This is a genomic window from Sulfitobacter sp. W074, from assembly GCF_025142275.1.
Lineage (GTDB): Bacteria > Pseudomonadota > Alphaproteobacteria > Rhodobacterales > Rhodobacteraceae > Sulfitobacter > Sulfitobacter profundi.
The window spans coordinates 2,809,132-2,833,853 of sequence record NZ_CP081130.1; the positions used below are offsets into that span (position 1 = coordinate 2,809,132).

The following is a 24,722-nucleotide window of genomic DNA, read 5'->3' on the forward strand; positions in this document are numbered from 1 at the left end:
CTCATGTTCAATGCGATAATGGCGCGGTTTCGTTGCATTCCACGCCGCTTTCGCGCTGGACATGCCATTTCTCGTCCAGTCCGGCAAGGGGCGCTGCAAGCAGGCGCGCGCCCTGCCAGATCGCCGGGGTCGACAGCAGCATAGCACGGGGCCGCCCGAGGCTGCGCCAATCGGGGCATTGGGCGAGGCCCTCGGCCCCCAAGGCCCGCAATTCAGCGCCCTGCGGCAGCCCCTCTGGGGGCGTCGCACGCCAGCGCCGGTCCCAAAGCTGATCCGCAGGCACCCGCAGGTCGCGCACCGCGTTATATTCCCGAAAGACCCAGATTCCACCGCGCCGAAGCAGCGCCTGACAGCCCCCCAGCGTGGCCGCCTGCCCCTCGGCCAACCCCGCGATCAGGGCCGCCACGGGGCCGCGGCGCGGGGGGTAGGTGCCGCCGTTGACCTGCCCAAGCGCATGAATCATCAAGCGGCGGCGGATCTCTTCGGGCGCGGCAAAAAAGCCCTCGGCCTGCATCACCTGTGCGCCCGCCTCCATGCGCAGAATATCGCCTGCCGTTCTGTCGGTCTGGCTTTTCAGCGCCTCCCGGGCGGTGGCCATGTTGCGCGCCACCTCGGCCAAGGCCTCTACGTCGATGCCAAGCGGCGCGAGGGCGGCAAGACTTTGACGGGTTTGAATGCGGGCGAAACGCGGGTCATCGTTGCTGGGGTCGTCGACCCACTCAACGGCCGCGCGCCTCAGATGCCCTCGCAATGCCTCACGCCGGGCAAAAAGCAGCGGGCGCAGCCATGTGATGCCGTGCCGGTTGCTGCGCGGTACCATGGCCGACAGGCCGTCCACCCCCGACCGGCGGGCCAATCGCATCAGCACCGTTTCGGCCTGATCATCTGCCGTATGGCCAAGCGCCACGCAGGGCAGCCCGCGCCGCTCTGCCCAATCGGCCATCAGCCGATACCGCGCCTCACGCGCCGCGTTTTGCAGGTTGCCTTGCCCGTCCCACCCCCGCCAACGCAGTGTTTCATGCGACAGGCCCAGAGCGCTGGCACGTCGCGCGACGAAGGCGGCCTCTCCGGCGGCTTCGGGGCGCAGACCATGGTCGACAGTCACGGTTTCAAGATGTGTGCCCGCCGCCGCCGAAAGCCCATACAGCAACGATAGCAGAGCCATGGAATCGCCCCCGCCCGAGACTGCAACGCCAAGGCGGGGGGGCAGCGCACCGCCCAGCCCCGCCAGCAGCCCCTTGGCCAGCGCTGCATCAGCCGTCGCGGCAGGCGCAGTCATCAGCGGTTAGGAACAACCCAGCGTCTGGCGCTGCGCTTCGGCTTGGCTCACCTGCGGGGCGCCCGGGAAACGCACGGCAACCTCCGCGAGGGTCACGCAGGCCTCTTGTGTTTGCTCCAACACGCCAAGCGCGCGACCCAACTCAAACAGCGACTGCGGTGCCACCGGCCCTTCGGGATCGGTGCTGAAGGCCGCGAGATAGGCACGAGCCGCTTCGCGGTTGTCGCCCAAACCGGTCAGCGCTTCGCCGCGGCGCATCTCGGCTTCGGCGGCTAGCGGACCACCGGGATAGGTCTGACTGAAGGTCGCAAAGAGATCGGCGGCGCTGCGAAAGTCACCGTTTGCGAGCGCCCCCTGCGCCCGCTCGAAATCGGTCTTCTCGCTGACCGCCAGCTCTGCTTCGTTGATGGGGGTGATGATGCCGTTTGAAGGTGCCGCCCCACCGCTGCCGGGGGTCATCTCGACCACCTCGCGGTCGGCCTCGGGGGCGGGTGCGACCACGGTTGGGGCCTCCCCTCCGCCGAGGGTCGAGGTCTCTCCAAGCGTGCCCAGATCGCCGCCTTCAAGCTCAACCAGACGGTATTCCAGATCCCCAATCCGGTTGGTGCCATCGGCAACGATCCGGTTTATCCGGTTCTCCATCTCTTCGGTCTTGGAGGTGAGGCGTTGCAATTCGCTTTCCATGGTGCCGACACGCTCAAGCACAGAGCTGCCGCCGGTCTCAACCGAGCCGCCGCCCGTGGTCGAAAGTTCGCGGCGCAGCTTTTGCACCTCGACACTGAGCACGGTCAACTGCTGGCGGATGTCCGCCAGCGTCTGATCGTTGTCCTGCGCCATAAGCGCGGCGGGGGCGGTCATCAGCCCCATCACCGCCACGAAGATATATCGCTTCAGCACATCGGCCTCCTTGGATTGGTCATTGCTTGGACTGTCGCCGCAATTAGCTGGTCAGTGCGCCACCGGCCAGAACGGTCACGGCGCGGCGGTTTTTGGCATAGCAGGCCTCTTCCGAGCAGATCTCGATCGGGCGCTCTTTGCCGTAGCTGATGGTCTTGAGACGCGAAGCCGCAACACCGCGGGAAATCATATACTCGCGCACGGCATTGGCACGACGACCGCCAAGCGCGATGTTGTATTCACGGGTGCCCTGCTCATCCGCGTGACCTTCGATCACGGCTTGATAATCTGTATTGGTCTGCAGCCAAGCCACCTGCCCGTCGAGCGTGGCACGGCCTTGGTCGGTCAGCGTGGATTGGTCCACGAGGAACAGCACCCGGTCGCCGACAGCCTGTTGGAAATAGGCGGTGGAGGTGGGGTCGTTCGCGCTGCCCGGCACCACGCCGGCGTTGACCCCTGCGCCTGCATTGGCCCCGGCACCGCCCATGCCATCGGCACCAAAACGGTCGGGGTTTGTACAGGCCGACACGGCCAATGCGGAAATCAAAAGCGTGCTGGTCAAAATGCGTTTCATGGGGGTCTGCCTTCTCTGTGGTGGCGTTGTTGTTGCTGGTGTTAACACAGGCGCGAGATCATTGGAATTGCCCGCGCCCGCATGGGAGGTCTGGAAAACGTTACTGCTGCAGCGGTGACCAAGAGGGGTCAGAGCCGCCTTCGGGCGTGCGCACCGGCTTGAGGTTGCGCCCCGAAATATCGACCGAATAGAGCGAGGACGACCCGCCCGCCCCTTGGGTTTCGCGGGCGAACATGATCACCCGGCCATTGGGCGCCCAAGTCGGACCTTCATCAAGGAAAGAGGCGGTCAGCAGGCGCTCTTCGGAGCCATCAAGCCGCATCACGCCGATGTGGAAACGGCCCTTGTTCTGCTTGGTGAAAGCCACCAAATCCCCGCGCGGCGACCAAACGGGCGTGCCATAACGCCCTTCGCCAAAGGAAATCCGCGTCGCCTCTCCGCCTGTGGCGGGCATGACGTAAAGCTGCGGACTGCCGGAACGGTCGCTCTCAAAGACGATTCTGCTGCCATCGGGAGAGAAGCTGGGTGCCGTCTCAATGGCGGGGGTATTGGTCAGGCGCACCGATTGGCCGCTGTTGATATCCATCGAGAAGATATCGGTATTGCCGCCTTGGCTCAGCGAATAGACAACCGTTTGACCACTGGGCGAGAAGCGTGGCGCAAAGGCCATGGAGCCTTCGGCGCTTTGCAGCGCGCGGCGTTGGACGGTGCCGATGTCCAGCACATAGATGCGCGGGAAACCGCTTTCGTAGCTGGTGTAGAGCACCCGGTCACCGCTGGGAGAGAATCGCGGGGCAAGCACGATGGAGCCGGAATCGGTCAGGTACTTCAGGTTGGCCCCGTCGTAGTCCATTACCGCCAAACGCTTCTGGCGGTCGTCCTTCGGCCCGGTTTCGGAAACAAAGACAACACGGCTGTCGAAATAGCCGCCCTCGCCGGTGATCCGGCTGTAAACCGCATCGGCCACCTTATGCGCCATGCGGCGCCAGCCATCGACGGTGCCGCTGAATTGCAGACCGCCCTGCCCACTGCTGTCGAGCAATTCCTCGCCCGAGAAGACATCGTAGACGCGGAACTTCACATTCACGCTGTTGCCGGTGACATTGACCGCCCCGGTGATCAGCGCCTGCGCGTTGATCGCTTTCCAGTCGGCATATTCCACCGGCGCGTTAAAGTCGCTGACGGTCGAGATATAGGCGCTGGCCGGGATTTCGCGGAAAAGGCCCGTGCCGGTCAGGTCTTCTGAGACGACGCGCGCCAGATCGACGGCCAGTTGCCCGGCCTCACCGCTTTCAGGCTGAAAGCTGGGCACGGCAAAGGGCAAAGGCTCAATCGTCGGGTCGTCGATCACGATGCGCAGCGGTTGGGCCTGCGACGCATTGGGGGCCAGGGTGAACGTGGCCGCCGTGGCGCAGAGCGCCAGTAGTCCCAGAAGTCTAGTCAGCATGTTATCGGCTCCTCATTGGGTCGAATGTCATCTCGATGTCTTGCCATTGGCTGTATTTTTCCTGCGGCAGTTTGTAACCGCTGCTGCCGCAACGAATGACCGCGCGTTTCGCGGCTTCAAAGGCCTGACGTGCGGCGGTGTCGCTGCCACCGCTGGAACTCAGCAGGCGGATCGAACTGGCCACGGGCGTGCCGTCGGTGTTCATCTGCATGCCGACCACGACCGTGGTACGCGCCGCTTCGGTCGACAGCGCGCCGATGTTCCAGCAGGCCGATACCGCGACGCGCAGAGACTCGCGCTCACCGGATGACAGCGGCGGGCCGCTTGGCACGGGCCCGGTTGTCTCTGGCTGGCCCAAGACTTCGCTCAGCGCATCCGCGATGGCATCTTCGGTCGAGCTGGAGGTCGTGGGTTCCTCAACGGGCTCCGGGGTTGGCTCAGGCTCGGGCGTTGGTTCGGGCGTCGGGGCGGGCGCTGGCGTCTCGGCGGGTTCTTCCGGTGCCTCGGCCACCTCGACAGGCGGCGGCGGTGTCGGGCGGCGGCCCGGCGGACGCGCAGACGCCGCCGGCGCCTTGTCGGCTTCGGTGACGATCTCGGTTGTGCTGTCCTCAGGCGTGCGGGCCTCTTGCGGCTCTTCCACGACGGTTTCCGCCTCGGCTTCGGCATCCGGCGCGACGGCGGGCTGCTCGTCCAGATCGGGGCGCAGTTCGGGGTCAGGCTGCTCTACCGGTTCGGGGGCCACGCGGGGCGCTTCGCGCGGGCGGGCTTCGGGCGCGATTTCGGGCACCAGCACGGCGGTATCGCCCACCGGCTCGTTCATTTCGGGCGGCGTGTCATCCACTTGGGTCTGCGGCGGCAACTCCAGCTCCGTCACCTCGGGGGGGAGGTCTTCGGGCGGGGTTTCGGTCTGCACCGGCTCTGGCTGTTCGATCTGCGTGTCCGGCTCCGCCGTCACCTCGGGGGTCTGTTCGCTTACCTCAGGCGGCGCGGGCTGGGCCACTTCGGTGGCCGACGCGGGCGGCTGCTGGGCCGCGACCAGCGCGTCATATTCGGCGGCCGAGATCACCGAGACCTCGGTCATCTCAACGGGGTCAGGCTCGGAGGTGAAGATGCTTCCAAACAACAGCCAGCCGATAAGACCCAGATGCCCGGCACCTGATATGTAATGCCCGGTATGCACCGCTCAGCCACCCGACGTGTCGCTGCCGTCCAACGCCGGGCCGCCGATGTCGGTCACCAGACCGATGTTGGAAAAGCCGCCTGCGTTGAGCGCGCCCATGACTTCCATGACCTGCGCATAAGACACTTTGCCATCCGCGCGCAAAAACACCCGGTCGCTGGCCCGTTCAGAGGCAATCGCCCGCAGCTTGGTAATCAGTTGGTCGCGGGGTGTGTCGGTGGTTTGGATTTGCACGGCCCCCTCGGCGGTGAGCGTAACGGTCAGCGGCTCTTCCTGCTCGGATGGCAGGGCCGTGGCGGCGGTCTTGGGCAATTCCACCGGCACGCCCACAGTCAGCAGCGGAGCCGCGACCATGAAGATGATCAAGAGCACCAGCATCACATCGACGAAAGGCGTGACGTTGATCTCGGCCATCGGTTGCGCGCGTCCGCGACGCCGCCCCTTGCCGCCTTGTTTTTTCATGACACCTGCGCCCATGGCTTAGCTGTCCAACTGGCGGCTGAGGATGGTGGCGAATTCGTCCGAGAAAGCCTCGTAGTTGCCAAGGATGCGGTCACTGTCGGCGCTCAGCTTGTTGTAGAACACAACCGCCGGGATCGCGGCGAGGAGACCGATGCCGGTCGCCAAAAGCGCCTCGGCAATACCGGGGGCGACGACGGCGAGGTTGGTGTTCTGCTGGGCCGCAATCTCGATGAACGAGTTCATGATGCCGAAAACCGTCCCGAACAGGCCGACGAAGGGGGCGGTGGACCCGACGGTCGCCAGCACCGGCAGCCCCTTTTGCAGACGCTCTGCCTCTTTGGCGATGGCCACGTCCATGGAGCGGTCGATCCGGGCAGTGGCACCGGGGATCAGCGCGCCATCTTCACGGTGCGACCGGCGCCATTCCGACATGCCAGCGGCGAAGATCTTTTCCGAGGGTCCATCCGGGTCAGCGCCGATGGTGTCAAAGAGCCCGTCGAGCGGCTCGCCCGACCAGAACGCCTGATCGAACTGCGCGGCCTCGGCACGGGCTTTGCGGTACTGGATGGTCTTTTGAACGATGATCGACCAAGACCAGAAAGAGGCCCCGATCAGCATGATCATTACAAGTTTGACCGTGACCGTCGCCTTCGCGAACAGACCCCACAGGGAAAAATCCATCCCCTGTGCCAATGCCAGCGTCTCTGCTTCCATTTAACTATGCTCTTTTACTGCCGCCCCTTTGGGGCATTCTGCCTCTCGGGCCGTATTTTTCTAGCCTCAATTTGGAGCAAAGCTAACGGACTGCAACCGAGATTGCCAGAATTATGGTATCACGCCGCAGGATCGCCGTCCGACAGGCGGAGTTTCGCTGGCAAACGGGTGGGTTTACCCGCTGTGGTCATGCAAACGGCGGTGACTTTGGCGCGAAAGATGACCTTGCCATCGCGCAAAACGTCTTGGTCGAACACCCACCGGACCGGCCCTTCGGCCTGATGGGTCGTCTGCACCTCCAACCGGTCGCCAAAGCGTGCGGCACCCAGATAATCCGCCTCTACCCGCGTTACGACAAAGACCAGCCCTTCATCGCGCATGGCGCGTTGATCAAGGCCAATCTGTTCGACGATATCCGAGCGCGCCCGTTCGATATAGCGCAGGTAGTTGGCGTAATAGACCACGCCCGCCATGTCGGTGTCTTCGTAGAAAATGCGGACCGGAAAGGTATGGCTCATGACGGCACCCGCGCGGCGAGGCGCAGCGCATGGCTTGCGTCATTGGCGGCGGGCGGCATCACCGGATCATAGGCGGCGCGGATCACGTCGGCCACTTCGGGGCGCAGCACCAGCGCCTCATCGGCCAGCGCCAGCGGCGACTGCTCGGCAAAGGCGTCCTCGGACCAGAGCAGGATGACCTGCACCGCTTGGCTCAGCGCCAAGACTTGCGCCGACATCTCGCGCAAGCTGTCGTCCATGCGCAGGAAGACAAAGGCCGCCTTGATCGCGCCGTTTTCTTCAAAGCGGAAGAAACGGTACTGATTGGCCCCAGCGGCCTGCAAGCGTTCGACCTGTTGGGCCAGATCGGGCACCAGCCCGTCCATCCCCGGCACGTCCAAAAGCTCTGCCCAATCGGCGAAGAAGAACATCATCAGATTGCTGCCCAGTTCGGGATCGGTCTCGACCATGTCGTGTCCGGCGAGCTTGGCAACAGCCTCAAGCGCGCCTTTCACCACTGGCAGCGCCGCCTCTTCGATCCCAAAGGCCACCGGCGCAATGGGGCGGCCCCAGCGGGCAAAGGCGAACTGCCCATCGCGGCGAGTGAAAAGGGTCTCGATTTGCTCTGCGGTCATTGTCATCTGTTTTACCTTCGCTCCGGGGGCGTCAGCCGAAAAGGTCGCTCTGCCCTTTGGGCGCGACCATGCCGAGATGGTGCCAAGCCTTGGCCGCCAACATTCTGCCGCGCGGGGTACGCTGGATCAGCCCTTGCTGCAACAGGAACGGCTCGATCACCTCCTCCAGCGCATCGCGGCTTTCCGACAGCGCGGCGGAGAGGGTTTCGATCCCCACCGGGCCGCCCTGATAATTCTCTGCGATCAGTTTGAGGTAGCGGCGGTCAGCGCCATCAAGGCCCAGATGATCGACCCCAAGCCGCGTCAGAGCCATGTCGGCCAAATCGCGGGTCACGCGGCCATCGCCCTCAACCACCGCGAAATCCACCACCCGGCGCAGCAGGCGGCCCGCGATGCGCGGCGTGCCGCGGGCGCGTTTCGCGATCTCGCGGGCACCGCCTTCGTCGGCGGGCGCACCCAGTTTGCGAGCGTTGCGATCGACGATGATGTAAAGCTCGTCTTCGGTGTAGAATTGCAGCCGGGTCGGGATGCCGAAACGGTCGCGCAAAGGCGTCGTCAGCAGGCCCATGCGGGTGGTGGCTCCGACCAGCGTGAAGGGCTGTAACTCGATCCGCACGGTCCGCGCGGCTGGCCCTTCGCCGATCACCAGATCAAGCTCGAAATCCTCCAGCGCGGGATACAGCACTTCTTCCACTGCGGGGTTCAGCCGGTGGATTTCGTCGATAAACAACACGTCACGCGCTTCGAGGTTGGTCAGGATCGCCGCCAAATCGCCCGCCTTGGCCAGTACCGGGCCAGAGGTCATGCGAAAGCCCACACCCAACTCCCGCGCCATGATCTGCGCCAGTGTGGTTTTGCCTAGGCCCGGAGGCCCGTGAAACAACGTGTGATCCATCGCCTCGCCGCGCTGGCGGGCGGATTGGATGAAGACGGCAAGGTTCGCGCGCGCCTCGGCTTGGCCGACAAATTCCGCCAGCATCTGTGGCCGCAAAGCGCGGTCAAAGTCTTCGGGCATCGGCTCGGGCCGCACGGTGGGGTCAATGTCGGTCATAGGGCCTCGTTATGGCGCAGGGCGGAGGGTTCTGCCAGAGGGGGCGTCACCCCTTGGGCGCCAACAGCTTGAGCGCCGCGCGGATCAGCGTCGGCGTGTCCGCCTCTGGCATCTCGCCCGCCGCCTGCGCCACGGCGCCTGCCGCATCACCGGGGCCGTAACCAAGGTTGCCAAGCGCCGAAAGCGCCTCGGACTGGGCCGAAGCATTGGGCGCGGCGGCTTTCGGCGCGGGGCGTGGGGTCGCGGCTTCGATCACGGTCTCATCGGCGGCGGCCTGCGCCTCTCCCAGAGCGTCGGCCACGGTGCCGGTCATCGCCATCACGCCGGGGGCCTTGTCCTTGAGATCAAGCACCACGCGCTGTGCGATTTTGGGGCCAATGCCCTTGGCGGCCTTTACCGCGTTCCAATCGCCAAGCGCGATTGCGCGGCTCACGCCATCCGGGCCGAGCGTTCCGAGGATTGCCAGCGACGCCTTTGCCCCGACCCCCTGAACCGAGGTCAGCAACCGGTGCCATTCCTTTTCCACCAGCGTTTGAAAGCCAAAGAGTTGCATCAGGTCTTCGCGCACCACCAGATCGGTATAAAGCGCCACGACTTCGCCCACACCGGGCAGCGCGGCCATGGTCCGGTCAGAGACATAGACGAGGTACCCCACGCCGCGCACGTCGATCAGCACATGGTCGGCGGCACGGTAGTCAATGCGGCCCGAGAGTTTGCCGATCATGCGCTCGCCCTCGCCACCGCCTGCGCAAGGGTGCTGGCCCCGCCGTGATGCGCGTGACAGATCGCGATGGCCAGCGCATCGGCGGCATCCGGGCCTGCAATCTCGATCCCCGGCATCTGCATCTTCACCATATGCGCCACCTGTCCCTTATCCGCGTGGCCCACGCCGACCACGGTTTTCTTGACCTTGTTGGGGGCATATTCGCCCACCGTCAAACCAAACTGCGCGGGCACCAGCATCGCGATGCCCCGCGCCTGACCCAGCTTCAGGGTCCCGGCCCCGTCTTTGTTCACGAAAGTCTGTTCAACCGCCGCCGCCTGTGGCTGCCACATGGTCAGCACGCGCGTCAGCTGCCCGTGCAAGGACAAAAGCCGCGCGCCAAGGTCGTCGCCTTCGGAATGACAGATGCCATTGGCCACATGGGCGATTCGGCTGCCCGACACGTCGATCACGCCCCAGCCCAGATTGCGCAGCCCCGGATCTATGCCGATCACCCGTATCATCTCTGCCCTCGTTAAAATTGTTGCTTTTTTGGTGCACTAGCACGAAACGCGAACATCGCAAAGCCCTGATGCTCGGCGGGCGCTTTACGACAAGCATCCTGTCGCTTTTGAACCGCGGTGTCGGATTGCGCCTTTCCATGCTGCAAAACCGACATCCGGATGCCCGGAATTTTCCCGTAAAGATAGTGGGTTAGCCGTCATTTCGACCTATGCAAAAAACGCAAGTCTCACTGTCGTTTTTGAGGGATTGCGCGGGGCGCTTTTCAGGCATAATTGCCGAAAATCACGTTTTGCACGGCGCGCTTTCCTCGGCCCCTGCAGACACAACCGACGATCAAACAAAGGACGGCCCCATGGCAGCTTTCGACACCACCCGCACCGCTTACGGCTCCACCCCGGCCGTCACACGTATCCTTGGCTTTTTCGGCGCGTTCTTCGCGGCGGTCGAAGATTGGCAAGACAGCCGCGCCACCCGCAAGGCGCTGTCGGACCTGACCGACCTTGAATTGCAGGACATCGGCTTGATCCGGGGTGACATTGACCTCGTCGCACAGAACCACTTCGTGCGCTAAGCCTGCGCCTGCCCGCATCAATACCTACCCAAAGAAAAAGCCGCAGCGGAAGGCATCCGCTGCGGCTTTTTCATGTCAAAAGTCAGTGGCTTAAGATCACCGCATGATCGGGCCAGTCAGCCCGGCCACTGCCTTGGTCAGCGGGTCGATGGCCATCATCTTGGCGCCGATCTGCTCTAGGTTTGAACCATTGGCGAGCCGCGACAGGCGTTCGTTATAGGTCACCGGGCCAATCGCGGCGAGGGTGAAGGCTTTGAAGCCGAAAAATACCAGAACGATCAGGAAAAACCCCATCATCGGGAAACCCCGACGGGCACGTTTCGGCAAGACGGAGATCAACCCGTCGCGCCCGACGCGGGTGACATATCCCCGTTCCATCTTCCGATGCTTGCGCCCCAGAAGTTCGATCCGTTTCGCGAATTGAGCGTGTCCTTCAGCCATCACAGCCTCCGTAGCAATCCGGCCCCCACCGTTTGCTGCCAATTTGAATATAGGCAAATTGTGGCAACAAAGCGGCAAAAGGGCCAAATGCAACGAAAATGAGGCGCGAATTATGCGTTAGCTTGCAACGTTAGTGTCGTCCAGTCACCAATGCTCTCACGGTGCACCAGATTGATGCCAGATCGTGCATAAATCTCGATCACCTCATCGGCCTGCTCGTTCAGAAGGCCCGAGAGAATCGCATAGCCCGCGGGTTGCAGCGCCCCGGCCATATCCGGGGCCAAGGCGACCAGCGGCCCTTTGAGGATATTGGCAAAGACCAGATCAAAGGGGGCAGCTTCGGCCAATTGGGGATGATCAAAGCCTGCGGCCTCGACACAGGCCACACGGCCCGACAGGTTGTTGGCATCGACATTCGCCTGCGCCACTTCGACCGCGACCTCATCGATGTCACTGGCCAATACCGGCTCGGGCCAGATGCGCGCGGCGGCCATGGCCAGCACGGCGGTGCCGCAGCCGATGTCGACCACGTTTTTGCCGTGGAACCCCTCGCTCGCCAGACGGTCCAGCGCGCGCAGACAGCCCAGCGTCGTGCCGTGGTGCCCGGTGCCAAAGGCCATGGCGGCCTCGATCAGCAGCGGCTGGCAGCCTTCGGGCACCTTGTCAGCGTCATGGCTGCCGTAGACGAAAAAGCGACCCGCCTCGACGGGGGCCAACTCGCGGCGCACATGGGCGACCCAGTCGGTTTCGGGCAACTCCGAGATGGTGAAATCCTTGGCGCTCATTGCGGCGGCCAGAACGGCCAGAGCGGCCGTGTCAGGTGCTTCTTCGAAATAACCGCCGACTTCCCACAGGCCCGAGCCGTCTTCGACCTCAAACACGCCAACGCCGGTGGGCTCGGGGATCAGCCGCTCCATCGCCTCGCCCAAGGCATAGGCGGGGTCGCGGCCCGTGAGGGTAGTGAGGGCGGTGAAAGTGGGCATGGCGCGGTCCTTTGCTGCGGTGCGGTTGTGCTTCGCCTAGGGCCGCGCGCGTGTCGGGTCAAGCCATGCTGGGTTTCGCGGCCTATTCGGCGGCCTGCGGCACAGCAGTTTGAAAGATCGTCTCATGCCCCGGTGCCGGGTGGCGCGGGATCAACAGTGACAGCATCAGCGACACTGCCGCCATCCCTGCGGCAAGGAAGAATACCGCCGCAGGCGAGACGAGCCAAAGCAGGCCGAGCCCGACTGGCAGGAATACCGCCGCGATGTGGTTGATGGTAAAGGCCACCGCCGCCGTGGGTGCAATATCTGCGGGATCGGCTATCTTTTGAAAATAGGTCTTTAGCGCCAGTGCGAGGGCAAAGAACATGTGATCCAGCACATAAAGCGTCGCCGCGATCACCACGCCCCAGCCGAGGTAATAGACACCGCCGTAAGCGAGAAAGACAAGGATCAGCCCGACATATTCGACCGTGAGCGTCCGGCGTTCGCCAAAATGGCCAACCGCGCGCCCCATCAGCGGAGCAAAGATCATATTGGCCACGAGGTTAATGAGATAGAGCATGGTGATCTCATGCACTTCAAAACCGAAGCGTTCGACCATCATAAAGCCCGCGAAGACCACGAAAATCTGCCGCCGCGCGCCTGACATGAATTGCAGCGCGTAATAGAGCCAGTAGCGCTTGCGCAGGATCATCTTTTTGTTCTGCACCGTGGGCGCTTCGAACTGTGGATAGGCCAGCATGGCGATGATGGCCACGGCAACGGTGACGCCGCCGCCGATCATGTAGACGATGCTGTAGCTGAGGTTCAGCGTTTCCCACAGCGCCATGATCGCCAGATAGGCCACCAGCGTCGCCAGCGATCCAGCCGCCATAAGCCAGCCGATCATGCGCGGCGCGTCTTCGATCTTAAGCCATTGAAGTTGCAGCGATTGATTCACCGTCTCGTAGTAATGGAACCCGATCGAGCTGAGCATGGTGATCGTCAGGATACCGCCCATTGAGGGGAAATAAGCCGTGATGGCCGTCGCCGCGCCGAGCAGCGCGAGCGAGATCAGCCCCAGCACCTGTTCGCGGACAAAGAGCAAGATCGCGATGACCCCGATGGCCAGAAAGCCGGGAATTTCGCGCACCGTGTGCAGCAGGCCGATGTCGGACCCGTCGAAGTCTGCCACCTCGATGACGAAGTTATTCAGCAGCGCCGACCATGTGTTGAAGGCGATGGGCATGGCCAGCGCCATGAGGAACAGCAGAGCCACGGGGCGGCGCCAGAACGGCAGGCCCTTGGCCTCTTCGAGGGTGATGAAACGGGTCATGCGGATTTATTACGCCGGGGTTCTGGGAATGGCGAGAGAAAAGGCAAACGCTGAGCCGGGCAGTGCCAGACCGGGGGCTGGCGCATATAATTTCTCAGCTGGGCACTTTATGGCTGCAACGCATGTGACACATACGCAAGCCGCCACTCCGATTGCAAAAGCGCCAGACCATGGGACGGTCTGGCGCTGCCCGGCGGCCTTACAGCCTTGTTTCCGGGCTGTTGCGTATAACTCGGTAGGTCGCGACCCAAAGCTCTGTGGCGGTACCTTACTCCGCGGCCAACGCGCACCACGGCCCGGAACAATTAAGTGGCAATGGCACTGTCCGGTCGCCAACCCGCAGGCAGGCGCCGGCTCTCATCCTGCGATGGCTAAAGCCTCAATAAAAACTTTGAGGATCGATATCCACGGCCAGCCGCAAATCCCCCTTCAGCCGCAGCGCACCAACCCACTTGCTCAGCGCCTCCTGCAGCGCCACGCCCTTATCTGCCTTGACCAACAACCGCACCCGATGCCGCCCGCGCACCCGTGCGATCGGCGCGGGCGCGGGGCCAAAAACCTGCGCCCCCACCGCCCTGAGCGGCCCGTCATGCCGCGCCAGATGGTTGCCCAGATCAAACACCGCCGCCGCATCGCTGCCGCTGAGGATGATCCCTGCCATACGGCCGTAAGGCGGCACCCCGGCCTGCCGCCGCTCGCCTGCCTCGGCGGCCCAGAACTTCTCCTCCTCGCCCGCTAGAATCGCCCGGATCACCGGATGCTCGGGCTGATAGGTCTGCAAAAGCGCCGCCCCCGGCGCTTCGGCCCGTCCGGCCCGGCCCGCCACCTGCCGCATCAGCTGAAACGTCCGCTCCGCCGCGCGCAGGTCCGACCCGGTGAGGCCTAAGTCCGCATCAATCACCCCTACCAACGTCAGCTTGGGAAAGTTGTGCCCTTTGGCCACCAACTGCGTCCCGATGATGATGTCTGCCGTTCCTTCGGCGATCCCCGCAATCTCGGCCTTGAGCGCCCGCGCCGAGCCGTACATGTCCGAACTCAATGTCGCGATCCGCGCCTCGGGCCAAAGAGCCGTGGCCTCTTCCCCCAGCCGTTCAACCCCCGGCCCGATGGGCGCAAGCTTGCCCTCCACTTTGCACGAAGGACAGGCTTCTGGCATCGGCTTGGTCTCACCACACTGATGGCAAACCAATCGCTTCAGAAACCGATGCTCCACCATCCGCGCGTCACATTGATCACAGCCAATCTGCTCGCCACAGGCACGACACAGCGTAATCGGCGCATAGCCGCGACGGTTGATGAACAGCATCGCCTGTTCGCCGCGCTCCAGCCGCGCATCGACCTCGCGCTTCATCTCGCCCGAGATCCATTTATCCCCCGGCAAACCCGCCTGCCGCATGTCAATCGCGCCCATCTTCGGCATCACCGCCGGACCAAAGCGCGAGGTCAGTTCCAGCCGCCGATACTTGCCCGCCTCTGCATTGGCCCAAGTCTCAAGACTGGGCGTCGCACTGGCCAGCACCACCTGCGCCCCGCAGATTGACGCGCGCAGCACCGCCATGTCGCGGGCGTTATAAAGCACCCCATCCTCTTGTTTGTAAGACGTGTCATGCTCTTCATCCACGACGATCAGCCCGAGGTTCTGGAACGGCAGGAACAGCGCTGACCGCGCACCGATCACCAATTGCGCATTGCCCTGCCCCACCATGCGCCAAATGCGGCGGCGTTCGGTCATGGTGACACCGGAATGCCATTCGGCAGGCTTCGCGCCAAAGCGCTCCTCGACCCGGTCGAGAAACTGTTCGGTCAGCGCGATTTCCGGCAGGAGGACCAGCGCCTGCCGCCCGGATTGCACGGCGGCGGCGACGGCTTCGAGATAGACCTCAGTCTTGCCCGATCCGGTGACCCCGCGCAGCAGGGTCGTGCCATAGGTCTCTGCCTTGATCCCTTCGCGCAAAACCGCCGCCGCTGTCGCCTGATCCTCGGTCAGTGCCTTGCCGGGCAACGATGGATCCAGCCGCCGAAACGGCAGATCGCGGGGGCTTTCCTCTTCGCGCACGGCACCTTGATCGACCAAACCTTTGACCACCGAAGAGGTGACCCCGGCAATCTCCGACAACTCCTTTAGCGTGAAGGCCAGATCGCCGTATTCCTCCAACACCGCCATCACGCGCTGGCGCGCGTCGGTCATGCGGGTCGGCAGGCCCTCGCCCGCGCGGTAAATCTTGCGCATCGACGGCGGATCGCCCAAACCCGGCGCACGGGTGGCCAGCCGCAGCATCGCGGGCAGTGGGGTCAGCGTATAGGCGGCGGACCGCAGCAAAAACTCGCGCATCTCATCGCGCATCGGCGGGGCGTCCAGCACACGGATCACATGGCGCACCTTGTTGATGTCGTAATCCCCGGCCCCCGGCCCCCAGACCACGCCCATCACCTTGCGCGGGCCCAATGGCACCTCGACAAACGCCCCCGCATGGCAGCCGCCCTCGGGCGCACGATAGTCCAGCGCGCGGCCCAAAGGCTGGGTGGTCATCACCGAGAGCAACTCGCCATGATGGTAGAATTCAGCCATGTCTGCCGCATGCTCCGCGTCGCTAGGGGGAATTGAGGCTTTAAGCATCGCAGATCATGCGGTAAAGCCAAGGCAAGCAATAGACCTGTTAGCGATCACATTCCAACCCGGAAGGAAAGCCCATGAAATTCTTCGTAGATACAGCCGAGATCGACGCCATTGCCGAACTCAATGACCTTGGCATGGTCGACGGCGTGACAACCAACCCCTCCCTGATCCTGAAATCAGGCCGCAACATCCTTGAGGTCACCAAAGAGATTTGTGACCTCGTCGACGGCCCCGTTTCCGCTGAAGTGGTGGCGCTGGAAGCCGACGCGATGATCGCCGAAGGCCGCAAACTGGCCGAGATCGCCGACAACATCACCATCAAGCTGCCGCTGACATGGGACGGGCTGAAAGCCTGTAAGGTTCTGTCGGGCGAAGGTCACATGATCAACGTGACGCTCTGCTTCTCGGCGAACCAAGCGCTGATTGCTGCTAAAGCTGGCGCGACCTTCATCTCGCCCTTCATTGGCCGTTTGGACGACATCAACCTCGATGGCATGGACCTGATCCAAGACATCCGCACCATCTATGACAACTACGGGTTCGAGACGCAGATCCTCGCGGCCTCCATCCGCAGCGTGAATCACGTGCTCGACGCCGCGCGCATCGGTGCCGACGTGATGACCGCGCCGCCAGAAGTGATCAAGAAACTGGCCTCCCACCCGCTGACCGACAAAGGTCTGGAGCAGTTCATGGCCGATTGGAAAAAGACCGGTCAGAACATCCTCTGATCCGGCCTTAGCGCCAAGACATCAAACCCCTTCAGTCCCTGGCGGAGGGGGATTTTCTTTGCCCTATGCGGCGTTGCCTTCGACAGTCAGGTGATCGCCCGACCACAGGCCGGGGCGCACCTCGGCCTCGGCCGCGCCTGCGCGGATGCGACGGCACTGCCCCACGGGAATCGCCGGAGCCTGCAACACCAGATCCATGCCCTGCGCCGCCGTCTGGGGCGGCAAGGCCGCGTGCATCCCGTCCAAGGCCACCGACACATCGCAGGGCAGATAGACGCTCGCCCCGCCCACGCCGGTATCCTCTTGCCAGGGGGTCAACGGCGCGCCGACCGCGCCGACACAGCACACGGCGGTTTGCAATTCGATCGCCCGCGCCCGTGCACAGCTAAACACGCGGTTGTAGCCGGTGATCATGTCGGTCTTGGCGGGGATGATCACCAGATCAAGGTCCAGCTCGCCCAGTTTCGACCAAAGCGCGGTATATTCCGCATCCAGACAGATCGCGATGACACAGCGCAGCCCGTTCCAGTCGAACAGGTTGATCCCGGTGCCCGCGATGGTCACGCCGCTGGCGCCATTTGCCTCAAGCGGCGTCAGGCTCAGTTTGTTTTGAACTTGCATCCCACCATCCGGCGTCAGGAACCACGCCTGATTGAGATACCCCTCGGGCGCGTCGACCGATGGAAAGGCCACAGGAAATGTGCCGGGCAGCAGGGCGACGCCTGTCTGCTCCACCATGCGGCGCATCGGGTCGAGCGCCAGCGCGGCGGTCTGCGCGAGCCAGCCCAGTTGCTGCTCTGCGGGCAGGTCCGCCGGGGCAAAACTCAGCCATTGTGCGCAGCAAAACTCAGGCATCACCAAAAGCTGTGCCTCGCGCGCGGCGGCTTGTTGCAGACGCAGTTCCACACTGGCAAGCCAGCTTTGCAGCGAATCCGGCGTGACCTGAAGGTTGGCGGCCCAAAGATCGACAGAGACATGTTCCATGTAAGATTTCCTCTCCCGGCAAGGGCCATTTCGCCGCATCCGGGGATATGCAGCAGGCTTCGATCAGGCGCGCGCGCCTTGCGGCTGAAATCCGCGCGTCGACCGGGGCCAACACACCCGCGCCGCTTTTGTTCCCGTGGGCTTCGTTCTACATCCCGGCCTGACGCAAGGCGGCAACAAAGACCGCAGGCGGCAAGACCCGTGACCAATTGGGGGCAGATCTTGACGCCCCACCATGCTATGACACCGCAAATCAAAAAGAGACGCCCATGAGCAGCAGCCCCAAAATCGACGACGCCCTGCGTGAGGCGATCATCTCAGCGCCCGATGTCATCCTTGACGACAGCGATGTGATGCAGGCGCTGATTGCAGCGAATGAGAAGGCCATGGGCGGCAACATCGTCGACCTGCGCGGCATCGCGATGGAGCGTTTGGAAACCCGGCTTGATCGGTTGGAAGACACCCACCGCAGCGTCATCGCCGCGGCCTATGAAAACCTCGCCGGGACCAACCAGATCCACCGCGCGATCCTGCAAATGCTAGACCCGGTGGAATTCGAGACCTTCCTACGCAATCTGGGTGGCGAAGTGGCCGACATTCTGCGCGTCGACGCGGTGAAGCTGGTGCTGGAATCAACCCAGAACGACAATGACCCGGCGGTGCAGCGGCTGGGCGACGTGTTGACCGTGGCCGAGCCCGGCTTCATCGACGATTACCTCAGCCAGGGCCGCGGTGGTCTGGTGCGGCAAGTGACCCTGCGTGCGATTCAGGATGGTGCCGAGGCGCTCTATGGCACCAAGGCAGGGTGGATCCGCTCCGAAGCCTGCCTGAAGCTCGATTTCGGCGCGGGCCGCCTTCCGGGTCTGCTGGTCATGGGCGCCGAAGACCCGCATATGTTCGGCCCGCAGCAGGGCACCGATCTGCTCACTTTCTTTACCGGCGTGCTGGAGCGATCCATGCGCCGCTGGCTGTCTTGAGCGAGAAGGCAAATCCCCTGCTGATCAGCCCCGCCGCGCGGGACGCGCTTCAGACATGGCTGGAGCACCAGAGCGCCTTGAAGGACGCCGCAGAGAATACCATCATCGCCTATCGGGGCGATGTGACCGAGTTCCTTACCTTCATGACCCTGCATAAGGGCGACACCCAAGGCCTTGGCGCGCTGGCGAAAATCACCATCAGCGACATGCGCGCTTGGATGGCCAGCACGCGCAGCGGCGGGGTCGGCTCACGCTCTGTGGCGCGCAAACTCTCGGCGGTGAAAGCCTTCTACCGCTGGCTGGCCGAGCGGGAGGGGTTTGAGCCCACCGCCGTTCTGCTTGCCCGGTCGCCCAAGTTTCAGAAAAAACTCCCTCGCCCGCTGGCCGAAGATGCCGCCCGCGCGCTGATCGACTGCGTCGAAACCCAAGCCCGCGCCCCATGGGTCGCGGCGCGCGATGTCGCTGTTCTGACGATGCTTTGGGGCTGCGGGCTGCGGATCTCCGAGGCGCTGGCGCTCAAGGGCGGCGATGCGCCCCTGCCGAATAGCCTGCGTATCATCGGCAAAGGCGGCAAGGAACGGGTCGTACCGGTGTTGCCTGCTGCACGCGCCGCTGTCGAAGATTACCTCGCTGTCTGTCCCTACCCGCAAGAGCCGCAGGCGCCGCTGTTTCGTGCCATTCGCGGCGGCGCATTGGGCGCGCGGGCCGTGGCGCAGGTGATGGCCGATGCGCGGATGCAACTGGGCCTTCCGGCGACGGCTACGCCCCATGCCATGCGCCACAGCTTTGCCACGCATCTGCTCGATGCGGGCGGTGATCTGCGCGCGATTCAGGAATTGCTGGGCCATGCGTCGCTCTCGACCACGCAGGCCTATACCGCCGTCGACACCGCGCGGCTGATGGAAGTCTATAACAACGCCCATCCCAAAGCGGGCCGCTGAGCCCTTGCGCCCCGCGAGCCAATCGCCATATTGGGGCCAAGCGAGGACGACCTCCCCCATTTGGGCAGCCACTCGGGACGACCCGACCAATACCGGGACCACCCCATGCGCAGCACCGCAGACCGCATCCGCCACGCCATCAGCTTTGAAGTTCTCGCCCTGTTGATCGTCACGCCCATGGGCGCTTGGCTGTTTGACAAGCCACTGCATGAGATTGGCGTCGTCACCATCGTCAGCGCCAGCATCGCGACGGGGTGGAACTACCTCTACAACCTTGGCTTCGATCACGCCCTGCGCCGTCTGCGCGGCACGGTCCGCAAGACGGTGCCGATCCGGGTACTTCACGCCGTGACCTTCGAGATTGGCCTGCTCTTCGTGCTGATGCCCTTCATCGCGTGGTACCTGAGCATTTCGCTGATGGAGGCCTTCCTCATCGACGTGAGCTTCGCGCTGTTCTACCTGATCTACGCCTTTGTTTTTAACTGGGTTTACGACGTGCTCTTCCCGGTGCCAGAGCCTGCCCGCCCGTCTTAATCGGCGCGCAGGCGGCTGACGAACTCAGCCGCCGCCTCTGCCGGATCGCGCGCGCCCTCGGCCACGGCGTCACTGAGCCGTGCCAGATCGTCCTTCGCCTGCGGTGTCTCCAACTGCGCCAAGAGCCGGTGCTTCACATCCTGCTCGAACCAATAGCGCGCCTGCGCGGCGCGGGTGCGGTCCCAAAAGCCCTGCGCGCGGCGCCAGTCGGTCAATTCCTGCAAGGCCGCCCAAGTCTCCTCCAGACCGTTTTCCTCCAGCGCCGAAACCGCCGTGGCGCGCGGAAAGCCTTCGGGGTCTTGCGGGCGTTTGCGCAGCAGACGCAGGGCACCGGCATAGTCGGCGCGGGTACGCGCAGCGGCGGATTTCAGATCACCATCGGCCTTGTTGATCACGATCAGATCGGCAATCTCCATAATGCCGCGTTTCACGCCCTGCAACTCATCCCCGCCCGCTGGGGCCAAGAGCAACACAAAGGCGTCCGACATCTCGGCCACCACGGTCTCGGACTGGCCAACGCCCACGGTTTCGATCAGTACCACGTCGAAACCCGCCGCCTCACAGAGCCGCACCGCCTCCCGCGAGCGGCGGGCGACACCGCCAAGATGGGTCTGGCTGGGCGAAGGACGGATGAAGGCGCGCGGCTCACGGCTGAGCCGGTCCATCCGCGTTTTGTCGCCCAAGATCGACCCGCCCGAACGCGCCGAACTGGGATCCACCGCCAGCACCGCCACGCGCTTGCCCTGCCCCGTCAGCATCATGCCAAAGCTTTCGATAAAGGTGGATTTGCCCACCCCCGGCGTGCCTGAGAGCCCGATGCGCAGCGCCTGCCGGTCGGTGGGCAGCTTCGCCAGCAGGTCCGCCGCCGCCGCACGGTGATCCGCACGGCCCGATTCCACCAGCGTGATCGCCCGCGCCAGCGCGCGGCGCTCGCCTGCTATGATGCCCTTGGCCAGATCGTCGATATCCATGGGCCAACTTTTGCGGGGGTGGCGCGGAATTGTCCATCCCCACCCTTGGCGCGGCGGCGGCTTTGCCCGATAACCGCGCCATGTCCAACGCTGATTTCGCCCTGCCCATCGACGCCGTTCTGCCTGACGTGATCGCCGCCCTGCGCGACACGGGCCGCGTGGTGCTGCAAGCCCCCCCCGGCGCGGGCAAGACGACCCGCGTGCCGCTGGCAATGCTCGACGCTCGCCTGACCAAGGGCCGCATCCTGATGCTGGAGCCGCGCCGCCTTGCGGCCCGTGCCGCTGCCGCGCGCATGGCCGAAAGCCTTGGCGAAGAGACCGGCCAGACGGTGGGTTTTCGCGTGCGCGGCGCTTCGGCGGTATCGAAGAACACCCGCATCGAAGTCGTCACCGAAGGCATCCTGACCCGCATGTTGCAAGACAACCCCGACCTGCCCGGCATCGGCGCGGTGATCTTTGACGAATTCCACGAACGCTCGCTGAACGCCGATCTGGGCCTCGCGCTCTGCCTTGAAGTGGCGGGCGCCTTGCGCGACGACCTGTTGCTGGTCGCCATGTCCGCCACGCTTGATGCCGCCCCGGTGGCAGAGTTGATGGAAGCCCCCATCGTCACCTCCGAAGGCCGCAGTTTTGAGGTAGAGCCGCGCTGGCTCGACAAGCCCATGGGCAAGCAACGGCTTGAGAATGCGGTGGCCGACCTGACGCTGACGGCGCTCGCCGAAGCCCCCGGATCGGCGCTGGTCTTCTTGCCGGGCGAAGGTGAAATCAGGCGGGTCGAGGCGCTGTTGCGTCCTGCGCTGCCGCCGGATTGCACCTTGGCCCCGCTCTTCGGCGCGCTGGAATTCAAAGCGCAGCAGGCCGCCATCGCGCCTGTGCGGTCGGGGCGGAAGGTCGTGCTGGCGACCTCCATCGCGGAAACCTCGCTCACCATCGAAGGCATTCGCATCGTCGTCGACGCTGGCCGCTCGCGCCGCGCGCTGTTCGACCCGGCCTCTGGCATGTCGCGACTGGTGACCGAACGTGTGACCCGCGCCGAGGCCACCCAACGCGCGGGCCGTGCCGGACGGGTCGAAGCGGGTGTGGCCTACAAGCTCTGGACACGCGGCGAAGAGGGCGCGCTCGCCGCCTTCCCCCCAGCCGAGATTGAGGCGGGGGACCTCACCGGCTTCGCGCTGGAACTGGCGCTTTGGGGCGCGCAGGCCGAAGAATTAAGCTTTGTCACCCCGCCCCATCCGGGCCGTTTGGCCGAAGCGCAGGCGGTGTTGCGCATGCTCGGTGCGTTGGACGACACAGGCCGCATCACCGACCATGGCCGCAAATTGGCCAAGCTGCCCCTGCACCCCCGTCTGGCGCATATGGTGGCCCGCGGCGGGCCGCGTGCGCCGCTGCTGGCCGCACTTTTGGCAGAGCGTGACCCGATGCGCGGCGCGCCGGTGGACCTGTCGCTCAGGATGGATGCATTGGACGGAAAGCGCAGCGCCACCCCGCCCCATGCCCCGACACTGGCGCGGATCAAGGCCGAGGCCAAGCGGCTGGGCCGGATGACAAAGGGCGACGGACCGGACGGACTGGGCGTGCTGGCGGCCCTTGCCTACCCAGACCGCGTCGGGCTGCGCCGCAAGGGCGAGGCACCGCGCTATGTCCTATCGGGCGGCAAGGGCGCGATCCTGCCCGCGGCCGACCCGATGGCAGGCACGCGATTGCTGGTGGCCACCGACCTTGACGGCGACCCGCGAGAGGCGCGTATCCGGCAGGCGGCGCTGATCTCGGACGCTGAGCTGCGCAGCACTTTTGCCGACCAAATCCATTGGCAGGAGGTCTGCATCTGGTCGCGCCGCGAGGGGCGCGTGCTGACCCGGCGGCAGGAGGTGTTCGGTGCGCTGGTACTCGAAGACCGCACATGGCCCGATGCGCCCGCGGATGCGGTGGCGGTCGCGATGCTTGACGGTGTGCGGCAATTGGGGCTGAACCCCGGCAAGGCGGCGGCGCTGTTTCTGGCCCGCGCCCGGTTGATGCCCGCGCCCTTCCCTGATTTCAGCGAAGCGCATCTGATGGAGACGCTGGACGACTGGCTGCTGCCGCATCTGGCCGGTGTGCGCAGCACTGGCGATTGGAAAGCGCTCGACATCACCTCGGCGCTCAAGGCGCGGCTGACGTGGGAGCAACAGCAAGAGTTGGACCGCAACGCGCCCGCGCATTTCGAAACCCCATTGGGGCGGCGCGTGGCCATTGACTACAGCGGTGAGACCCCCGGCATCGCCTTGCGCCTACAAGAGATGTTCGGCGTTACCCGGCATCCGACGGTGGGCGGGCAGCCATTGCAGGTCACCCTGCTCTCCCCCGCTCAGCGCCCGGTGCAGGTCACGATGGACATCCCCGGATTTTGGGCAAGTTCCTACGGGGATGTGCGCAAAGACATGCGCGGGCGCTATCCCCGCCACCCGTGGCCCGAAGACCCCACGGTCGCGGACCCGACCCTGCGGGCCAAACCGCGCGGCACCTGAAACGACAACGCGCGCCGAAAGCGGCGCGCGGTCTAATCGTCAGAGCGTCCGTACTCAGGCGGCGGTGAATTTCAACGAGACACCGTTGATGCAATGCCGCTTGCCCGTAGGCTCGGGCCCGTCGTCAAAGATATGGCCCAGATGGCTGCCGCAACGGTCGCAATGCACCTCGGTCCGGCGCATGAAAAAGCTGTTGTCGGACATCGTCTCGACCGCATTTTCTAGCGGTTGGTAAAAGCTCGGCCATCCGGTGCCGCTTTTGAACTTAGTCGCGGCATCGTAGAGCGGCTGGTCACAGCCTTTGCAAATGAATGTCCCGGCGCGCGTCTCATCATTCAGGGGGCTGGTAAAGGCGCGTTCCGTATCGCCTTCGCGCATGACCGCATATTCGGTATCGCTCAGCATGGCGCGCCACTCGGTTTCCGTTCGCTCAACCTCAAAATCGCCTTCGACATAGGCTGCCAAAGCGCCGCGTGCGCCCAACCCGATGGCGGTGGCGCCCAGAAAGGTCGATGCCAGAAAATGACGTCTGTTCATGGTGTTACTCCTCGCTTTCGGATTAGGTCAACGCCGGACCAGCATGGAGGTACTGGTCCGGCCACATCGTGCGGGTTGCCTATTACTTGGGCACCAGCACGCTGTTTACAACGTGGATAACGCCGTTGGACTGGTTCACATCTGCGATAGTCACGCGCGATGCGTTGCCGCTCTCGTCGATGATGTAGACGTTTTTACCCTTCACCTGCGCCGACAGCGCGTCGCCGGACACGGCGTTAAAGTGGTAGAACCCATCGCTGGAGGCGCGCGCCTTGGCGGCGATGTCGGCAGCAGACCAGTTGCCCGCGACCACATGCGCAGTCAGCACTTTGGTCAGCATGTCTTTGTTCTCGGGCTTGAGCAGCGTGTCGACGGTGCCAGCGGGCAGCGCATCAAAGGCGGAATTGACCGGGGCGAAAACGGTGAACGGACCTTCGGAGGCCAGCGTGTCGACCAGACCGGCGGCCTTCACAGCGGCGACCAGTGTGGTGTGATCGGCGGAGTTCACGGCGTTCTCGACGATGTTCTTGTTCTCGAACATGGGCGCGCCGCCCACCTCGGGATTGGCAGCGATGGCACCGGTGGCCAACAGGACAGCAGTGGCGGTCGCGGCGGCAAATGTCTTGAGCGTTTTCATCTGGTTTCCTCCTCAGAT

The 24,722-nt window shown here is 64.2% G+C and carries 26 protein-coding genes; 6 read left to right on the forward strand and 20 right to left on the reverse strand.

What is annotated here, in order from left to right:
- Positions 1-7 precede the first annotated feature (7 nt).
- The 12 genes from tilS to ruvC all read right to left on the reverse strand — a co-directional run bounded on the left by tilS (position 8) and on the right by ruvC (position 9,963).
- Positions 8-1,279 (reverse strand): tRNA lysidine(34) synthetase TilS, encoded by a 1,272-nt coding sequence (gene tilS / locus K3762_RS13875; RefSeq protein ID WP_132444354.1) that lies wholly within the window; start codon positions 1,277-1,279, stop codon positions 8-10.
- Positions 1,280-1,285: 6 nt separating this feature from the next.
- A complete protein-coding gene (gene ybgF, locus K3762_RS13880; protein WP_132444433.1) occupies positions 1,286-2,146 on the reverse strand; it encodes a tol-pal system protein YbgF in 861 nt (286 codons plus the stop codon).
- A gap of 73 nt (positions 2,147-2,219) precedes the next feature.
- A complete protein-coding gene (pal, locus tag K3762_RS13885; protein WP_067624244.1) occupies positions 2,220-2,750 on the reverse strand; it encodes a peptidoglycan-associated lipoprotein Pal in 531 nt (176 codons plus the stop codon).
- Positions 2,751-2,850: 100 nt separating this feature from the next.
- On the reverse strand, positions 2,851-4,197 hold the full coding sequence (tolB, locus tag K3762_RS13890) for a Tol-Pal system beta propeller repeat protein TolB (protein WP_067624240.1): 1,347 nt from the start codon (positions 4,195-4,197) through the stop codon (positions 2,851-2,853).
- Between the two features lies 1 nt (position 4,198).
- The gene (locus K3762_RS13895; RefSeq protein ID WP_132444353.1) at positions 4,199-5,377 is read right to left on the reverse strand and encodes an energy transducer TonB; all 1,179 of its coding nucleotides are present in this window, start codon (positions 5,375-5,377) and stop codon (positions 4,199-4,201) included.
- Positions 5,378-5,380: 3 nt separating this feature from the next.
- Entirely contained in the window at positions 5,381-5,854 is a 474-nt protein-coding gene (tolR, locus tag K3762_RS13900) for a protein TolR (RefSeq protein ID WP_067626442.1), read from the reverse strand.
- Between the two features lie 3 nt (positions 5,855-5,857).
- A complete protein-coding gene (gene tolQ / locus K3762_RS13905; protein WP_120351653.1) occupies positions 5,858-6,553 on the reverse strand; it encodes a protein TolQ in 696 nt (231 codons plus the stop codon).
- Between the two features lie 119 nt (positions 6,554-6,672).
- Positions 6,673-7,071, reverse strand: a complete 399-nt coding sequence (locus K3762_RS13910) for a YbgC/FadM family acyl-CoA thioesterase (protein ID WP_067626446.1) — start codon at positions 7,069-7,071, stop codon at positions 6,673-6,675.
- Positions 7,068-7,685 (reverse strand): hypothetical protein, encoded by a 618-nt coding sequence (locus K3762_RS13915; RefSeq protein ID WP_132444432.1) that lies wholly within the window; start codon positions 7,683-7,685, stop codon positions 7,068-7,070. The genes K3762_RS13910 and K3762_RS13915 overlap by 4 nt, the downstream gene beginning before the upstream one ends.
- A 31-nt stretch (positions 7,686-7,716) precedes the next feature.
- On the reverse strand, positions 7,717-8,736 hold the full coding sequence (gene ruvB / locus K3762_RS13920; protein ID WP_132444352.1) for a Holliday junction branch migration DNA helicase RuvB: 1,020 nt from the start codon (positions 8,734-8,736) through the stop codon (positions 7,717-7,719).
- Positions 8,737-8,782: 46 nt separating this feature from the next.
- Positions 8,783-9,460, reverse strand: coding sequence for a Holliday junction branch migration protein RuvA (gene ruvA, locus K3762_RS13925; protein WP_067626450.1), 678 nt, complete (start codon positions 9,458-9,460; stop codon positions 8,783-8,785).
- Complete coding sequence (ruvC, locus tag K3762_RS13930) at positions 9,457-9,963, reverse strand: crossover junction endodeoxyribonuclease RuvC (RefSeq protein ID WP_067916382.1); 507 nt, start codon at positions 9,961-9,963, stop codon at positions 9,457-9,459. Before ruvC ends, ruvA begins: the two co-directional genes overlap by 4 nt.
- Positions 9,964-10,316: 353 nt before the next feature.
- Between ruvC and K3762_RS13935 the strand changes: the two genes are divergently transcribed.
- Positions 10,317-10,535, forward strand: coding sequence for a DUF1127 domain-containing protein (locus tag K3762_RS13935; protein ID WP_120352269.1), 219 nt, complete (start codon positions 10,317-10,319; stop codon positions 10,533-10,535).
- A 96-nt stretch (positions 10,536-10,631) separates the two neighbouring features.
- On the opposite strand, the gene K3762_RS13940 is transcribed toward K3762_RS13935, so the two are convergent.
- From K3762_RS13940 to K3762_RS13955, 4 genes are all read right to left on the reverse strand, one after another.
- Positions 10,632-10,976 carry a hypothetical protein gene (locus K3762_RS13940; protein WP_067942535.1) on the reverse strand — a complete coding sequence of 115 codons (345 nt, stop codon included), beginning with the start codon at positions 10,974-10,976 and terminating at the stop codon, positions 10,632-10,634.
- 110 nt (positions 10,977-11,086) lie between these two features.
- Entirely contained in the window at positions 11,087-11,959 is an 873-nt protein-coding gene (locus K3762_RS13945) for a 50S ribosomal protein L11 methyltransferase (protein ID WP_260010040.1), read from the reverse strand.
- Between the two features lie 82 nt (positions 11,960-12,041).
- Positions 12,042-13,274 (reverse strand): MFS transporter, encoded by a 1,233-nt coding sequence (locus tag K3762_RS13950; RefSeq protein ID WP_120351657.1) that lies wholly within the window; start codon positions 13,272-13,274, stop codon positions 12,042-12,044.
- A 379-nt stretch (positions 13,275-13,653) separates the two neighbouring features.
- Positions 13,654-15,843, reverse strand: a complete 2,190-nt coding sequence (locus K3762_RS13955; RefSeq protein ID WP_132444333.1) for a primosomal protein N' — start codon at positions 15,841-15,843, stop codon at positions 13,654-13,656.
- A 122-nt stretch (positions 15,844-15,965) separates the two neighbouring features.
- Between K3762_RS13955 and fsa the strand changes: the two genes are divergently transcribed.
- Positions 15,966-16,619 carry a fructose-6-phosphate aldolase gene (fsa, locus tag K3762_RS13960; RefSeq protein WP_067623130.1) on the forward strand — a complete coding sequence of 218 codons (654 nt, stop codon included), beginning with the start codon at positions 15,966-15,968 and terminating at the stop codon, positions 16,617-16,619.
- Positions 16,620-16,682: 63 nt separating this feature from the next.
- Here the strand turns inward: fsa and K3762_RS13965 are convergent, their stop codons facing one another.
- Positions 16,683-17,603 carry a nitrilase-related carbon-nitrogen hydrolase gene (locus K3762_RS13965; RefSeq protein WP_162931871.1) on the reverse strand — a complete coding sequence of 307 codons (921 nt, stop codon included), beginning with the start codon at positions 17,601-17,603 and terminating at the stop codon, positions 16,683-16,685.
- A gap of 269 nt (positions 17,604-17,872) precedes the next feature.
- Here K3762_RS13965 and K3762_RS13970 point away from each other — a divergent pair, with 269 nt between their 5' ends.
- The 3 genes from K3762_RS13970 to K3762_RS13980 all read left to right on the forward strand — a co-directional run bounded on the left by K3762_RS13970 (position 17,873) and on the right by K3762_RS13980 (position 20,055).
- Positions 17,873-18,580 carry a DUF484 family protein gene (locus K3762_RS13970; protein WP_132444331.1) on the forward strand — a complete coding sequence of 236 codons (708 nt, stop codon included), beginning with the start codon at positions 17,873-17,875 and terminating at the stop codon, positions 18,578-18,580.
- On the forward strand, positions 18,577-19,521 hold the full coding sequence (locus tag K3762_RS13975; protein ID WP_206054288.1) for a tyrosine recombinase XerC: 945 nt from the start codon (positions 18,577-18,579) through the stop codon (positions 19,519-19,521). The genes K3762_RS13970 and K3762_RS13975 overlap by 4 nt, the downstream gene beginning before the upstream one ends.
- 105 nt (positions 19,522-19,626) lie before the next feature.
- Entirely contained in the window at positions 19,627-20,055 is a 429-nt protein-coding gene (locus K3762_RS13980) for a PACE efflux transporter (protein WP_067935974.1), read from the forward strand.
- Here K3762_RS13980 and meaB read toward each other — a convergent pair.
- Positions 20,052-21,026, reverse strand: a complete 975-nt coding sequence (meaB, locus tag K3762_RS13985; protein ID WP_132444330.1) for a methylmalonyl Co-A mutase-associated GTPase MeaB — start codon at positions 21,024-21,026, stop codon at positions 20,052-20,054. The two genes, K3762_RS13980 and meaB, sit on opposite strands and share 4 nt — an antisense overlap.
- A gap of 80 nt (positions 21,027-21,106) precedes the next feature.
- Here meaB and hrpB point away from each other — a divergent pair, with 80 nt between their 5' ends.
- Positions 21,107-23,530: an ATP-dependent helicase HrpB gene (gene hrpB, locus K3762_RS13990; protein ID WP_132444429.1), complete on the forward strand. Its 2,424-nt coding sequence runs from the start codon at positions 21,107-21,109 to the stop codon at positions 23,528-23,530.
- A 54-nt stretch (positions 23,531-23,584) separates the two neighbouring features.
- Here the strand turns inward: hrpB and msrB are convergent, their stop codons facing one another.
- Both msrB and K3762_RS14000 read right to left on the reverse strand, forming a co-directional pair.
- Positions 23,585-24,067 carry a peptide-methionine (R)-S-oxide reductase MsrB gene (gene msrB / locus K3762_RS13995; RefSeq protein WP_260010044.1) on the reverse strand — a complete coding sequence of 161 codons (483 nt, stop codon included), beginning with the start codon at positions 24,065-24,067 and terminating at the stop codon, positions 23,585-23,587.
- Between the two features lie 82 nt (positions 24,068-24,149).
- Entirely contained in the window at positions 24,150-24,704 is a 555-nt protein-coding gene (locus K3762_RS14000) for a fasciclin domain-containing protein (RefSeq protein ID WP_120351662.1), read from the reverse strand.
- Positions 24,705-24,722: the final 18 nt, after the last annotated feature.